The sequence below is a fragment of the Streptoalloteichus tenebrarius genome, assembly GCF_024171885.1.
In the GTDB taxonomy this organism is placed as follows: domain Bacteria; phylum Actinomycetota; class Actinomycetes; order Mycobacteriales; family Pseudonocardiaceae; genus Streptoalloteichus; species Streptoalloteichus tenebrarius.
On record NZ_JAMTCP010000002.1, the window covers coordinates 190,910 to 204,335 of the forward strand.

Annotated in this window: 12 protein-coding genes; 6 read left to right on the plus strand and 6 right to left on the minus strand. The window is 73.0% G+C overall.

Going from position 1 to position 13,426, the window contains the following annotated elements; all coding sequences use genetic code 11:
• Positions 1–201: 201 nt before the first annotated feature.
• Positions 202–1,323 (minus strand): YihY/virulence factor BrkB family protein, encoded by a 1,122-nt coding sequence (locus LX15_RS02615; protein ID WP_253667820.1) that lies wholly within the window; start codon positions 1,321–1,323, stop codon positions 202–204.
• A gap of 236 nt (positions 1,324–1,559) precedes the next feature.
• On the opposite strand from LX15_RS02615, the gene LX15_RS02620 reads away from it, so the two are divergent.
• The gene (locus tag LX15_RS02620) at positions 1,560–3,299 is read left to right on the plus strand and encodes a DEAD/DEAH box helicase (RefSeq protein ID WP_372502151.1); all 1,740 of its coding nucleotides are present in this window, start codon (positions 1,560–1,562) and stop codon (positions 3,297–3,299) included.
• 105 nt (positions 3,300–3,404) lie between these two features.
• On the plus strand, positions 3,405–4,580 hold the full coding sequence (locus LX15_RS02625; RefSeq protein WP_253667822.1) for an ROK family transcriptional regulator: 1,176 nt from the start codon (positions 3,405–3,407) through the stop codon (positions 4,578–4,580).
• Positions 4,581–4,711: 131 nt separating this feature from the next.
• Here the strand turns inward: LX15_RS02625 and LX15_RS02630 are convergent, their stop codons facing one another.
• Positions 4,712–4,894, minus strand: a complete 183-nt coding sequence (locus tag LX15_RS02630) for a DUF7455 domain-containing protein (RefSeq protein WP_253667823.1) — start codon at positions 4,892–4,894, stop codon at positions 4,712–4,714.
• Positions 4,895–5,107: 213 nt separating this feature from the next.
• Here LX15_RS02630 and LX15_RS02635 point away from each other — a divergent pair, with 213 nt between their 5' ends.
• Positions 5,108–6,034 (plus strand): EamA family transporter, encoded by a 927-nt coding sequence (locus tag LX15_RS02635; RefSeq protein WP_253667995.1) that lies wholly within the window; start codon positions 5,108–5,110, stop codon positions 6,032–6,034.
• Between the two features lie 967 nt (positions 6,035–7,001).
• Here LX15_RS02635 and LX15_RS02640 read toward each other — a convergent pair.
• Both LX15_RS02640 and ppgK read right to left on the minus strand, forming a co-directional pair.
• A complete protein-coding gene (locus tag LX15_RS02640) occupies positions 7,002–8,390 on the minus strand; it encodes an RNA polymerase sigma factor (protein ID WP_253667824.1) in 1,389 nt (462 codons plus the stop codon).
• A 230-nt stretch (positions 8,391–8,620) separates the two neighbouring features.
• Positions 8,621–9,382, minus strand: coding sequence for a polyphosphate--glucose phosphotransferase (gene ppgK, locus LX15_RS02645; protein WP_253667825.1), 762 nt, complete (start codon positions 9,380–9,382; stop codon positions 8,621–8,623).
• Between the two features lie 103 nt (positions 9,383–9,485).
• On the opposite strand from ppgK, the gene LX15_RS02650 reads away from it, so the two are divergent.
• Positions 9,486–10,313, plus strand: a complete 828-nt coding sequence (locus LX15_RS02650) for an inositol monophosphatase family protein (RefSeq protein ID WP_372502154.1) — start codon at positions 9,486–9,488, stop codon at positions 10,311–10,313.
• Between the two features lie 238 nt (positions 10,314–10,551).
• Here the strand turns inward: LX15_RS02650 and cei are convergent, their stop codons facing one another.
• Positions 10,552–11,250 carry an envelope integrity protein Cei gene (cei, locus tag LX15_RS02655; RefSeq protein WP_253667827.1) on the minus strand — a complete coding sequence of 233 codons (699 nt, stop codon included), beginning with the start codon at positions 11,248–11,250 and terminating at the stop codon, positions 10,552–10,554.
• 461 nt (positions 11,251–11,711) lie between these two features.
• Here cei and LX15_RS02660 point away from each other — a divergent pair, with 461 nt between their 5' ends.
• The gene (locus LX15_RS02660) at positions 11,712–12,011 is read left to right on the plus strand and encodes a DUF4193 domain-containing protein (RefSeq protein ID WP_253667828.1); all 300 of its coding nucleotides are present in this window, start codon (positions 11,712–11,714) and stop codon (positions 12,009–12,011) included.
• 350 nt (positions 12,012–12,361) lie between these two features.
• Here LX15_RS02660 and LX15_RS02665 read toward each other — a convergent pair whose 3' ends face one another.
• Positions 12,362–12,844, minus strand: coding sequence for a DUF3093 domain-containing protein (locus LX15_RS02665; protein ID WP_253667996.1), 483 nt, complete (start codon positions 12,842–12,844; stop codon positions 12,362–12,364).
• A gap of 72 nt (positions 12,845–12,916) precedes the next feature.
• On the opposite strand from LX15_RS02665, the gene dut reads away from it, so the two are divergent.
• Positions 12,917–13,423, plus strand: coding sequence for a dUTP diphosphatase (gene dut, locus LX15_RS02670; RefSeq protein ID WP_253667829.1), 507 nt, complete (start codon positions 12,917–12,919; stop codon positions 13,421–13,423).
• Positions 13,424–13,426: the final 3 nt, after the last annotated feature.

The window sequence follows — 13,426 nt, forward strand, 5'->3', positions numbered from 1 at the left end:
AGCACCGACAGGTGCCCGAGGGGACGCCGTGGCGGTGTGGTCGGTCTCCGGGCGGATGCCCTCCGTCGGCCGGGACCGGTGACTCCGGCCCGCCTGCGGTGTCCCTCGGGTCTGTCGTCCCGGGTCGGGTTGCCCCGCCCTTCCGGGGTCAAACCTGACGTGCGCTGGACCACAGAGTGACGGCAAACCCCGAGTGGGGTGTCACTCCGCTGGGGGTGAGGGGGGAGTTTCGCGACGCAGGGGGATCGTGTCCTGGGTGTCGGCGGGGGAGGGCGCGGTGTGCGTCCGTTCGGCGGCCCTGGCGCGCGCCGCCTGCCGGCGTTGCCGCCGGGCCTGGTCGGCCTGCTCGCGGCGCAGCCGCTCGGCCGCGCGCTCCATCTCCAGCCGACGCCAGCGCCGGCGCTCCCTGCGGGTCATCCTGGCCGGCCACATCTCCTGGATCGTGTTGTTGAAGTGCGCCCCCAGGACGATGGCGAAGCCGATGAAGAACGCGAACAGCAGGAACGCGATCGGGGTGGCCAGCGCGCCGTAGGTGTAGCCGGTGCCGGTGATCCAGCTCATGTACAACCGCAGCCCGGAACTGGCGAGCAGGAAGACCACCATGGCCATCACCGCCCCCGGCAGGCCCCGGTGCCACGGCAGCTTCCTCGGCAGCGCCACCTTGTAGAGGGTGGCCAGGGCGATCATCAACAGCACGCCGGTCGTCGGGTAGTAGAAGCGGTCGACCAGGTTCTCCACGGTCGGGTGCCACGGTTCGGGGAAGACCCTGGGCAGCAGGCCGGGACCCAGCGCGAGCAGCGGCAGCACGATCACCGCCGCGATCAACCCCACCAGGTACAACAGCAGCGCGACGATCCGCTGCCAGACGACGTTGCGCACGTTGTACTGCCCGTGCGCCACGGTGATCGCGTCGACGAACGAGGCCATCGCCGACGACCCCGCCCACAGCGACAGCACGAAGCCGATCGAGACGATCTCGCTGCGACCCCTGGTCAGGATGTCGGCCACGGTCGGCGCGATGATCCGGTCCACCACGTCCAGCGTGAACACGGTGCGGCAGAATCCGATGATCTTCCCGTGGACCGTGTCGACGATCTCCCTGCCGAACCAGTCCCCGACGAAGCCCAGACTGCCCAGCAGCCCGAGCAGCAGCGGGGGCAGCGACAACGTGATCCAGAACGCCGCCTCGGCCGACTCCGAGAAGATGTTGTGGTCCCACGCGCGGGACAGGGTGCGCGTGAACAGACGCAGCGGCCCACGGGGTACCGGGCTCTGCCGGGAGGCGGTGCCGCTGCGCCCGTCGTCGTTCAACCGAGGACCCATCGCGGCCCAAGCATGGTGCATCCCCCCTGCTCCCGACAGCACGCCCCCGGTGCGGTCGGCGTGTCGCGCCGTCCCGCCGCGTCGCTCGCCGGGCGGGTCGACCCCTCCAGGTAGAGTGCCCGATGGCCCCCTTCTCGCGTGCGGCGTCGGAGCCGGAACCTGACCCGACGCGCGCACCAGTGGGGGCATTTGCACGTCGTGGAGCCGGTGCGTCAGTGGAAGGAGCGGCAAGACTCGTGGCCCAGCCCGTGCCCGACTCCCCGGCCCCCTCCGCCGCGACGCGGCCCCTGCGCGCGTGGCAGCGCCGCGCGCTGACCCGGTACCTGGCGACCCGGCCGCGGGACTTCCTCGCGGTCGCGACGCCCGGCGCCGGCAAGACCACGTTCGGGCTGCGGGTGGCGGCGGAGTTGTTGGCCGACCGGACGGTGGAGCAGGTGACCGTGGTCACCCCCACCGAACACCTCAAGCACCAGTGGGCGGCCGCGGCCGCCGCCGCGGGCATCCCGATCGACCCCGAGTTCCGCAACTCCATGGGTGTCACCTCGCGGGACTTCCGCGGCGTCGCGGTGACCTACGCCCAGGTCGCGGCCCATCCCTCGCTGCACAGGGTCCGCACGGAGAACCGCAAGACGCTGGTGATCCTGGACGAGATCCACCACGCCGGCGACGCCAAGTCCTGGGGCGAGGCCACCCGCGAGGCGTTCATGCCCGCCGTGCGCCGCCTGGCGCTGACCGGTACCCCGTTCCGCAGCGACGACAACCCCATCCCGTTCGTCACCTACGAACCGGACGCGGACGGCACCCAGCGCAGCAAGGCCGACCACTCCTACGGCTACGCCGACGCGTTGCGCGACGGCGTCGTCCGACCCGTGGTCTTCCTCGCCTACTCCGGAGAGGCGCACTGGCGGACCAGCGCCGGCGAGGAGTACACGGCGCGCCTGGGCGAGCCGCTCACGCAGGAGCAGACGGCCCGCGCGTGGCGCACCGCGCTCGACCCGACCGGCGAGTGGATGCCCGCAGTGCTCGCCGCCGCCGACACCCGGCTGACGCAGCTCCGCAACAACGGGATGCCCGACGCCGGCGGACTGGTCATCGCCTCCGACCACGTCACCGCGAAGGCGTACGCGCAGATCCTGCAACGCACCACCGGACACGAGCCGGTCGTGGTCCTGTCCGACGACCCCAGGGCGTCGGCCAGGATCGACGAGTTCTCGGCGTCGGACGACCGCTGGCTCGTCGCGGTCCGCATGGTCTCCGAGGGCGTCGACGTCCCGCGGCTCGCGGTCGGCGTCTACGCCACCAGCGCCTCGACGCCGCTGTTCTTCGCCCAGGCGATCGGCCGTTTCGTGCGCGCCCGGCGCCCCGGCGAGACGGCCAGCGTGTTCCTGCCCAGCGTCCCGGTGCTGCTGGAGCTGGCCAGCCAGTTGGAGGCGCAGCGCGACCACGTGCTGGGCAAGCCGCACCGGCCCAAGGAGGGCTGGGACGACGAGCTGGTCGCCGACGCCAACCGGCGCAAGGACGAGCCGGGCGAGGACGAGCGCTCGTTCACCGCGCTCGGCGCGTCCGCCGAGCTGGACCAGGTGATCTACGACGGCTCGTCGTTCGGCACCGCCGCGCTGGCCGGGACCGAGGAGGAACAGGACTACCTCGGCCTGCCCGGCCTGCTCTCACCCGACCAGATGAGGGCCCTGCTCCGGCAGCGACAGGAGAAGCAGCTCGCCGAGGCCACCCGGCGCAAGGCGGCGGAGCCGCCGCCCCCGCCGCCGGAGCCGGCCGCCAGGCCGCAGACGGTCCAGGAACGCCTGGCGAACCTGCGGCGGGAGCTGAACACCCTGGTGGCGCTGCACCACCACCGGACGGGCAAGCCGCACGGGCGCATCCACTCCGAGCTGCGCAGTTACTGCGGGGGACCGCCCACGCCGATGGCGACCGTCGAGCAGTTGGAGGAGCGCATCGCCACGCTCCGCTCATGGTGAACCGGGGGCGGTAGCCTACGCGCCACCATGGCGCGACGCCCGGTGGTGACCACCCGGCGCACCGGCGCACCGGCGCGGCGGGCCGGCTCGGGAGGAGGGGAGGCGATGGCGAGTCCACCCACCGCGGGCGCCCGGCCGGACGACGTGCGGCGGCACAACCGCGCGGCCCTGCTCCGGCGGCTGCACGTCGACGGCCCCTGCACGCGGGCCGCGCTGGCCACCGAGCTGGGCCTCAACCGCAGCACGATCAAGACCCTGGTCGACGGCCTCACCGACGCCGGCCTGGTGGCCGAGCAGGTCCCCACCCGGCGGGCCGGCGCGGGCCGCCCCTCGCTGTTGGTGGTGCCGAGGGCCACGGCCGTGGTGGTGCTGGCGGTCGACGTCGGCGTCGAGCAGCTCACCGTCGCGACGGTCGGCATCGGCGGGGACGTGCTCGGCCGCCGGAGCTGGGTCCTGGAACGCGGCCGGGTGCACCCCGTGGACGTGGTGGACCGGGTGACCGAGGCCCGGCGGCGGCTCGCCGACGAGCTGGGGGTGGACGCCGTCGCGGTCGGCGTGTCCGTGCCCGGCACCGTGCGGCGCGCGGACGGGCAGGTGCACGAGGCGCCGAACCTGCACTGGACCGACGTGCCCCTCGGCGAGCAGCTCTCCCGCGTCCTGCGGCTGCCGGTGCAGGTCGGCAACGACGCCGACCTCGGCGGTCTGGCCGAGCACACCAGGGGCGCGGCCAGGAACACCGCGGACGCGCTGTACCTGTCGGCCGACGTCGGCGTGGGTGGCGGCGTGATCTCCGGCGGGGTTCTGCTGCGCGGCACCGGCGGGTACGTCGGCGAGCTCGGGCACATGGTCGTCCGCCCGGACGGACGACAGTGTTACTGCGGGTGCCGGGGATGCTGGGAGACCGAGGTGGGGGAGGACGCGGTACGCCGAGCCCTCAGCCTTCCGGGAGATGCCGACCGTGCGGCGATCGTGGCCGAGCTGCGGTCGCTGGCCGACGACGCCGAGCTGGCCCGGCACCGGCTCCGCGGCGTGGCCGACTGGTTGGCGCTCGGCCTGGCCAACGCGGTCAACCTCCTGGCCCCGGAACTGGTGGTGCTGGGCGGCCTGCTCGCGGCGCTGCCGCCCTCGGTCGTGGCCGAGGTCGAGGAGGTGGTCCGCCGGCGCAGCATGGTCGCCAGGGCCTCCGGCCACCTCCGGGTGGCCACCGCCGCCCTCGGCGGCGAGGGACCCCTGTTGGGGGCGGCCGAACTGGCGTTCGAGCCGGTGCTCGCCACGGTGTGACGTGGACACCCCCGACCGACGCCTCCCGCGTCGTCAGCCTCGCCCACTCCACCAGCGGAAACGCCGACGGGCGGGGACCTGGTCGGTCCCCGCCCGTCACTCGGCCTCGTGGCGCGGACGCGCCACCGGTGTCACGCGCCGTGCGTGATCTCCGCAGCGAGCTCGCGCAGCTTCGGCTCGTGCTCCCGGGCGTGGTGCCCACAGAACAACAGCTCGCCCCCGGAGGGGAGAACGGCGCGCACCCGTGCGGCGGCCCCGCAGCGGTCGCAGCGGTCAGCAGCGGTCAGCTCGGGGCGGGTGAGCGTTCCAGGCATCTCGATCTCCCTCCGTCCCGGCGCCGGCACCGCCGACGCCCTCATCCGGCTGCGACCCCGTTGGGTGTCCCACAGGTGGGGTTCCCGGTAATCGCTAGCTCCACTCTTGCAGACGCCGGGGCGGCCGTCAGTGTTCCCGTCCCACGTGGCGAGCCAAGTCACGTCGAAACAACTCGGATGCAGCAGTCGTCGCTGGTCAGGGAGGATCAGATGATGCTCCGAACCACTCGTTCGCTCTCCGCGAAACAACTCCCGGCCCCGGTGTTGTTCCTGGTCGGTGGTTGTTCGATGTACTTCGGCGCGGGCGTCGCCGTCCGCCTTTTCGACCAGCTCACTCCGTCGGGGGTTGCCTGGCTGCGCCTGCTCGGCGCCGCCGTGGTGCTGCTGGCCTGGCGGCGGCCCGGCCGCGACGCCTGGCGGGGCCGTCGACTGGTGCTGGCCGGCGTGTTCGGACTCACCACCGCGCTGATGAACGTCGTCTTCTACGAGGCCATCGCCCGGCTGCCGCTCGGCACGGCGGTCGCGGTGGAGTTCGCCGGGCCGGTGGCGGTCGCCGCCTTCGGCACCCGCACCCGCCGCGACCTGGCCGCGTTGGCGCTGGTCGTGCTCGGCGTCGGCCTCATCGTCGACGTGCGGTGGTCGGGCAGCGCGACCGGCGTGGTGCTGGCGATCTCCGCCGCCGCGCTGTGGGCCGGGTACATCCTGGTGGGCAAGCGGGTGGCCACCGGAGGGAATGGGCTGGACGACCTCGCGGTGGGCTTCGCCGTGGCCACCGTCCTGCTCAGCCCGCTCGCCTGGGGGACGGGGTCGGTGTGGGGGTCGCCGTCGCTGCTCGGGCTCGCGGTCGGCGTCGGTGTGCTCTCCAGCGTCGTGCCCTACGCGATCGACCAGATCGTTCTCCGACGGGTGGGGCAGGCGCGGTTCGCGTTGTTGTTGGCCCTGCTGCCGGCGACGGCCACGCTCATGGGGCTCGTCACGCTCTGGCAGGTCCCGTCGCTGAGCGAGGCGCTCGGCATCGGCGCGGTGGTCGGGGGAGTGGCGCTGCGGAGCCGGGAGGGCACGCGGCAGGACGAGCGCGCTCCGGCGGAACCGGGCACCGACCCGGACCCGGACCCGTCTTCCCGTTCGGCGTCTCGCTGACCCGCTCTCGACCCCGGACGCGCGCCCGCCAGCGCCATCGGGCTGGTTCCTGGCGGGCCGCCACGGCCCCGAGACCCCGGGTGCCCCTTCGAACGTTCCCCCCAGGTCAGCCCCCACCCGCCCTGGGGGGCGAGCCCTGCTCCAGCCTACCGGCGAACACCCCGCACCCGAGGGTCACGCCAGTCCGCTGTGGACAACTCCGTCGCCTGTGGACAAACCCATCGCCCGACAGGAGGACAGGCTTGACACCACCCCGAACATCAGCCCCAGAACATCCCGCCCTGCCGCGGAAAGACACCGGCCCCGACACCGGGCGGGCGGAAGGCGCCGCCTCCGACACCGGGTGGACACGAGCCCCACCCCTCGCCGGACCGGGATCACCATCACCCGAGGACAGCCCCCACCCGCCCTGGGGGGCGAGCCCCGCTCCAGCCTACCGGCCGGCCACTCGCCGTCACAGTGGAGAACACCGCGCTGTGGAGAACACGGAGGGATGTGGACAACTGAATGATCGCGCCGGAAGCGCTGATCCTTCAGGAGTGATCCCGACCCCGCTCATGCCCCAACAGAGATCCGACGAAAGCGGTAGCGCACCGAGAAAAGTGAATGCTCTTGGCGACGCCCGCCATTTCCGCGCCCCTGTCCTTGTTCCGCGCCGCGCGAACAAGACCACGGGGGAGTGAACTGCCGAAGATCGGCCGTGAGCTACCGCACGTGACGGGCGTCGGCGAGAGAACAACTCCGTCGGGGGATCGACAACACCGCCTCCCCTTCCAGAGCCGCCCACCGAGTCACCCAGCGTCACTCGCGCCGGGCTGCACGAACCACGGGGAACGGCGACGCGGAAGACCACGGTGCGGGAAACGACGACGGCCCCGTCGGCCCGAGGATCGGGCCGACGGGGCCGTCGGGCGAAACCACTGTGCCGCCCGGACTCCCGTCGGGCTGTCGCCCGCCGGCGGCGCGGTCAGTCCAGGTAGTCCCGGAGCACCTGCGACCGCGACGGGTGGCGCAGCTTCGACATCGTCTTGGACTCGATCTGCCGGATCCGCTCCCGGGTCACGCCGTAGACCTGGCCGATCTCGTCCAGCGTCCTCGGCTGGCCGTCGGTGAGGCCGAACCGCAGCCGGACCACGCCGGCCTCCCGCTCCGACAGCGTCGCCAGCACCGACTGCAACTGGTCCTGGAGCAGCGTGAACGACACCGCGTCGACGGCCACGACCGCCTCGGAGTCCTCGATGAAGTCGCCGAGCTGGCTGTCGCCCTCGTCGCCGATCGTCTGGTCCAGCGAGATGGGCTCCCTGGCGTACTGCTGGATCTCCAGCACCTTCTCCGGGGTGATGTCCATCTCCTTGGCCAGCTCCTCCGGGGTGGGCTCGCGGCCCAGGTCCTGGAGCAGCTCGCGCTGGATCCTGCCGAGCTTGTTGATCACCTCGACCATGTGCACCGGGATCCGGATGGTGCGCGCCTGGTCGGCCATGGCCCTGGTGATGGCCTGGCGGATCCACCAGGTGGCGTAGGTGGAGAACTTGTAGCCCTTGGTGTAGTCGAACTTCTCGACCGCGCGGATCAGGCCGAGGTTGCCCTCCTGGATCAGGTCCAGGAACGCCATGCCGCGGCCGGTGTAGCGCTTGGCGAGGCTGACCACGAGCCGGAGGTTGGCCTCCAGCAGGTGGTTCTTGGCCCGCTCGCCGTCCCGCACGATCCACCGCAGGTCGCGGCGAAGCTGCGGGGAGAGCTTCTCGCTCTCCTCCTCGGCCCGGCGCAGCCGCTCCGCCGCGTACAGGCCGGCCTCGATCCGCTTGGCGAGCTCGACCTCCTCCTCGGCGTTGAGCAGCGCGACCTTGCCGATCTGCTTGAGGTAGGCGCGGACCGAGTCGGCGGAGGCGGTGAGCTCGGCGTCCTTGCGGGCCTGGCGCAGCGCCTCGGACTCCTCCTCGTCCCAGACGAAGTCGCCCTCGGCCTTCTCCTCCTCCTCCGCGGCGGCCGGCTCGTCGGCGAGGTCGGCCTCCAGGTCGCTGAGGTCGACCTCCTCCAGCTCGACCGACTCGTCGAGCTCGGGGTCGCCCTTGCCCTTCTTGCCGCCCTTGGCGGCGGTGGCCTTGCCGCCCTTCTTGGCGGCGGTCGCCCTGGTGGTCTTGGTCGCGGTCCGCCCGGCAGCCGCCTTCTTCGCAGTGCCCTTGGCGCCGGTCGACCTCGCCGACGGGGCGGCAGTCTTCCTGGTCGAGGTGGTCTTCGGGGTCTCCTCGACGTCGGCCGGGGCGGCCGTCTTCCTGCTCGAAGCGGCCCTGGCCGACGTGGCGCCGCCCGTGGTGGCGGCGCTGGAGCGTCGGGTTGCGGTTTCTGCGGCTGCCACGTACGCCCTTTCGCGACGGTCGACTGGTGGATCGACTGCTTCCTGGGCGGGCCGGAGGGCGCGAAACCTCGGCCGCCAGCGGTCGGGGGGAGATCCGTGATCCGTCGTCACGGACCGTTCCATTGTAACGACGTCGGCTGGCCGGGGGTGCGCCGCGAGCCGGCCTGTTCGCCGGCCCGGCGGCGTCCTCCCTCGTCAGAGCCGGTTCCGCCGGCCACCGGGTCCGCTGATCAGAGCAACACCCCTGCCGAGGAGGCGGTCGCGGCGCCCACGATCCCGGCGTCGTTCTTCAGCGTCGCGGGCACGACCTCGGTGCGCACGTCGAGCAGCGGCAACCACTTGTGGGCCTTCTTGCTCACCCCGCCGCCGGCGATGATCAGGTCCGGCCAGATCAGGTCCTCCAGCGCCCTGACGTACCGGCTCACCCTGGCGGTCCACTCCTCCCACGACAGGTCGAGTTCGTCCTTGACCGAGGCGGCGGCCCTGGTCTCGGCGTCGTGGCCGTCGACCTCCAGGTGGCCGAACTCGGTGTTGGGCACCAGCCTGCCGTCCAGGAACACCGAGGTCCCGATGCCGGTGCCGAAGGTCAGCAGCACGACGGTGCCCTCGCGCCCCGCGCCCGCGCCGAACCGCATCTCGGCCATGCCGGCGGCGTCGGCGTCGTTGAACACCGCCACCTCCTCCGGCCGGCGGCCCAGCCGCTGGGCGAACAACGCGGCGGCGTCGGTGCCGATCCACGCCTTGTCCACGTTCGCGGCCGTGTGGGCCACGCCCCGCTTGACCACGCAGGGCAGGGTCACGCCCAGCGGGCCGTCCCAGCCGAACTTCTCCACGATCTCGGCCACCACGTCGGCGACGGCCTCGGGCGTCGACGGTTGGGGGGTGGGGATGCGCAGCCGCTCCCCCTCCAGTGCGCCAGCCTCGACGTCGACGACGCAGCCCTTGATCCCGGACCCGCCGATGTCGACCCCGAACCCGCGGGTAGTGCCCATCCCGTGGACCTTCCTACTCGATTCAGACGACAGTTGGGCAGACCTTAGGGCATGACCGCCCACCCCAACCATCCTCGCGCCACGGGACGGACGATGTGGTCGGATGGGGGGCGTGGCAACCGCAGAGCACGTGAAGGACGGGGAGGACCTGCGCGCGGTGGCGGTCCGGGTCGCCGGTGAGGCGGCCGAGCTGGTGCGCCGGGTGCGGGAGTCGGCGGTCACCGAGGTCGACACCAAGAGCAGCGAGACCGACGTGGTCACCGCCGGTGACCGGGCGGCGGAACGGTTGATCCGCCAGCGCCTGGCCGAGCTGCGTCCCGGCGAGCCCGTCCTCGGCGAGGAGGAGGGCGGCGGGGCCGGCGCGGAGGACGGCCTGTGCTGGGTCGTCGACCCGATCGACGGCACCGTGAACTACCTCTACGGCTACCCCTGGTACGCGGTCTCGGTGGCGGCCCGGCGCGAGGGGCGCTCGGTCGCGGGCGCCGTGGTCGAGCCGGTGAGCGGCCGGGTCTGGAGCGCGGCCAGGGGGCACGGGGCCTGGTGTGACGACACGCCCCTGAGGGTCTCCCCGGCCTCCCGGCTCGACCTGTCCCTGGTCGCGACCGGCTTCGCCTACGCGGCCGAGCGCCGCTCCCGCCAGGCGCGGGTGATCGACGGCCTGCTGGGCAGGGTGCGCGACATCCGCAGGAGCGGCTCGGCCGCCCTGGACCTGTGCGCGGTGGCCGCCGGCTGGGTCGACGCCTACTTCGAGCACGGGCTCAAGCCGTGGGACTGGGCGGCCGGCGCGCTCGTCGCGGAGGAGGCGGGGGCGCTGCTGCGGCTGCCGGGCACGAGCGGCGACGACCTGGGGGACATCACTCTCGCGGCCGCTCCGGGGATCGCCGAGGACCTGCTCGCCGTGCTGCGTGAGGCCGGTGTCACCGCGGTGTGACCCGTTCTCGGGCTGGTCGGGACCTCTCATGACGACGGGCGTGTGGTGCGCGCCGCACTGGTCACGCCCGTCGTCTGGCCCGCCAGGACCCAGGAGCGGCCCGTCGTGCATCGGGCCGCCAGAAGCCGTCAGGAAGCCGCCAGCCGTCAGCCGCCAGAAGAGAGATCGACCACAGATGGCGACGCGCGGCGGGCCTTTCCGGACGTCGGGTCGGGCTGTCAGCGGTGGACCCGGGCTGTCAGCAGTGGACGTCGCGGGCCTCGGCCAGCAGGTTGGCCTCGATCGGCGGGCGCCCCGCCTCGGCGGCCTGGCCGCCCTCCGGCGTCGGCTGCCGCTCGCCCCACGACCGCAGGTCGGCCAGGACCCGCTTGGCGGCGTGGTTGGGCTTGATGTCCCCGAACTTGCTGCCCAGCGCCAGGTCGACCGTCGCGTCCTGCCGCTCGTCCCGCACGAGCTGGGCGCACGGCACGAGCAGGCTCAACGTGCGCGCGGCCCCCGCCCCGTTGGGGCCGAAGCGGATCTGCCCGTGGCAGTGCATGTCGAAGTTCGGGTAGACCGGGTCGTTGCCCGGCTCGGCCGCCTTGTTGACGCCGGCCGCGTACAGCTCCTCGGCGACCAGGCTCGCCTGGTTGCGCTGGCCGTTGGCGTTGAGCACCCGCACCTGCACCCTGCTGGGCACGGCGGGGTCGGTGCGGTCCAGCGAGTCGCGGCCCAGCACCTGGCCGGCCTTCGGGGGAGCCTGGCCCTCGGGCGCGGTGGAGGGCGGCGTCGGCGGGTTGCAGTTCGTCGCCGCGTCGATGTCGGACGTGCTCCGGAACACCTTCGTCCAGACGAAGACCGACAGCACCCCGAGCACCACGAGCATGATCACGGCCGGTAGCGGCCGGCGCCGCCGGTAACGTGGGATCTTGTTGCCCAGCGCGCTCGCGGCAGACACGTCCTCCCGTCCTCCCTGGCCTGCGCCCCTCGTGCCCAGTGGACCCCGTGCTGATCAGCCTAATCCGTGCGGTGCGACCGCGCGCGGGCGTGTCCGCCCCCGCGTGCCACCCGGTCGTAGCGCTCGGGAGTTGATCAGTAGCGCTGTGTCACGACTGCTGCATCGCACCATGTCGACAACGCCATGACAAGACGCGGACCCGGTGGTGGCGGTTGCGTGGCGCCCCTGTCGCTGTGCGCAACCCACCACAAACGAGTGACCGGGTGAGTGGGGGGTTGCGCGGTGGGCTACCCTCTCGGCGCTCTGGGACTCCGGTGACGGGTTGCGAATCGATTCCGCAAGGCGTTGGGGCCAGGGGGAGAACCGAGACCTCCGTCACTACGACGGCGGGCACAAACTCGCGCGCTGGGACGTTGTCCAGCGGCACGAACCACAGTCATTGACCGCAGGGGTGAATCACGATGGCCACCGACTACGACGCTCCGCGCCGCAGCCAGGAGGAGGAGCTGGCTGAGGACTCGTTGGAGGAGCTCAAGGCGCGGCGCAACGAGACGCAGTCCGGTGTGGTCGACGTCGACACCGACGCGCCGGACGAGAACTTCGAACTGCCGGGCGCGGACCTGTCGGGTGAGGAGCTCACCGTCAAGGTGCTCCCGAAGCAGGACGACGAGTTCACCTGCTCGCGCTGCTTCCTGGTGCACCACCGGAGCCGGCTCGCCGAGGAGCGCAACGGGCAGATGATCTGCCGCGACTGCGCCTGATCCTCCTCGTCCCGTCCGGGTCCGCCCGCCGCGCGGCGGTTCGTCCGCCGCGGGGAACGGCGCACAGCGGGGACGTCACGTGATGTCACCGCCTCGGCGGTCTCGTCGTCGCCACGTTCCCGGACGGCCCGACCGGTTCCGGCCGTCGCCGGCTCCCGGGAAGGACGACCACACGGCGCGGGGCGCCTGCCACCACGGCAGGCGCCCCGCGCCGTTTCCGTTCGTCTCCCGGCGTCCGCCGCCGGCGCGCCCGCGCGTTCTGGTCTGACGTCGCGCCGCCACGACGGCCGGCCGCTCGCCGCCGCCGCGCGACGCTCTCCCGCGTGTCCCGCCACACCGCATGACGGGCGTCAGGCCGGGCGCTCCTCGCGCAGGATCGCGGCCAACCGCTCGGGATCACGCACGCTGAAGATCCAGTAGGGCGTGGGGTCGTCGGGGTCGGTCAGGTGCACCCGCAGCAGCGGCCCCACCCAGCCCCGGTGCGTCAGGAACGCGGCCGGGTCCAGCTCAGGGCCCAGCGCCCTGCGCTTCTGGTCGGCCGGCACGATCTCGACGTCGCCGACGAACCTCAGCGGCAGGTGGGCCTCGCCCACCCACAGCTCGTCGTCGACCACCCGCACCCGGACCCGCCCCATCCACCACAGCCAGGCCAGCACCAGGCCGATCGTGACCACGTAGGGCAGCCACGAGCGGACGCCGGGGTAGCCGCGGTGCACGGTCGCCGCCATGATCGCCGCGCCCAGCAGGGGCAGCGGGTACCACGTCAGGGGGACCGTGAGCCGCTGCTCGAACCGGACCTTCCCGTCGGGCCGCCGCCCCGGTCGCTCGCTCACCTCGCCGGCACCTCCGCGCGCCGCCGCCGCACCTACGTCCTGGGTCACGGCGCCAGGGTAGTCTCGCGCCTCGTGTCCGACGCTTCCCCGTCCCGGGTCGAGGTCCTGCTGACCCGGCTCGACCCCGAGGTCCCGGTGCCGGCCTACGCCCGTCCCGGGGACGCGGGCGCCGACCTGGTGACCACCAGCGACCTCGTGCTGCCGCCCGGCGAGCGCGCCGTGGTCGGCACCGGGATCGCCATCGCCCTGCCGACGGGGTACGCCGCCTTCGTCCACCCCCGATCGGGGCTCGCCGCGCGCGTCGGGCTCAGCGTGGTCAACACGCCGGGCACCATCGACGCCGGCTACCGGGGGGAGATCAGGATCTGCCTGGTCAACCACGACCTCCGCGAGCCGGTCGTCCTGCACCGCGGCGACCGGATCGCGCAGCTCGTCGTGCAACGGGTCGAACAGGCGCGCTTCCTGGAGGTCGCGGAGCTGCCAGACTCGGCCAGGGGAGCCGGCGGATACGGCTCCACCGGCGGGCACGCGGTGCTGGGGCCGGCGGCGGAGGCCGCCGGCGGAGCGACGGAGGGCTAGAGG

Excerpts from the sequence above, each read along its gene's own strand:
- LX15_RS02615 (WP_253667820.1), bottom strand. The coding sequence starts at position 1,323 with ATGGGTCCTCGGTTGAACGACGACGGGCGCAGCGGCACCGCCTCCCGG.
- LX15_RS02625 (WP_253667822.1), top strand. The coding sequence starts at position 3,405 with ATGGCGAGTCCACCCACCGCGGGCGCCCGGCCGGACGACGTGCGGCGG.
- LX15_RS02630 (WP_253667823.1), bottom strand. The coding sequence starts at position 4,894 with ATGCCTGGAACGCTCACCCGCCCCGAGCTGACCGCTGCTGACCGCTGC.
- LX15_RS02635 (WP_253667995.1), top strand. The coding sequence starts at position 5,108 with ATGCTCCGAACCACTCGTTCGCTCTCCGCGAAACAACTCCCGGCCCCG.
- ppgK (WP_253667825.1), bottom strand. The coding sequence starts at position 9,382 with ATGGGCACTACCCGCGGGTTCGGGGTCGACATCGGCGGGTCCGGGATC.
- LX15_RS02650 (WP_372502154.1), top strand. The coding sequence starts at position 9,486 with ATGGGGGGCGTGGCAACCGCAGAGCACGTGAAGGACGGGGAGGACCTG.
- LX15_RS02660 (WP_253667828.1), top strand. The coding sequence starts at position 11,712 with ATGGCCACCGACTACGACGCTCCGCGCCGCAGCCAGGAGGAGGAGCTG.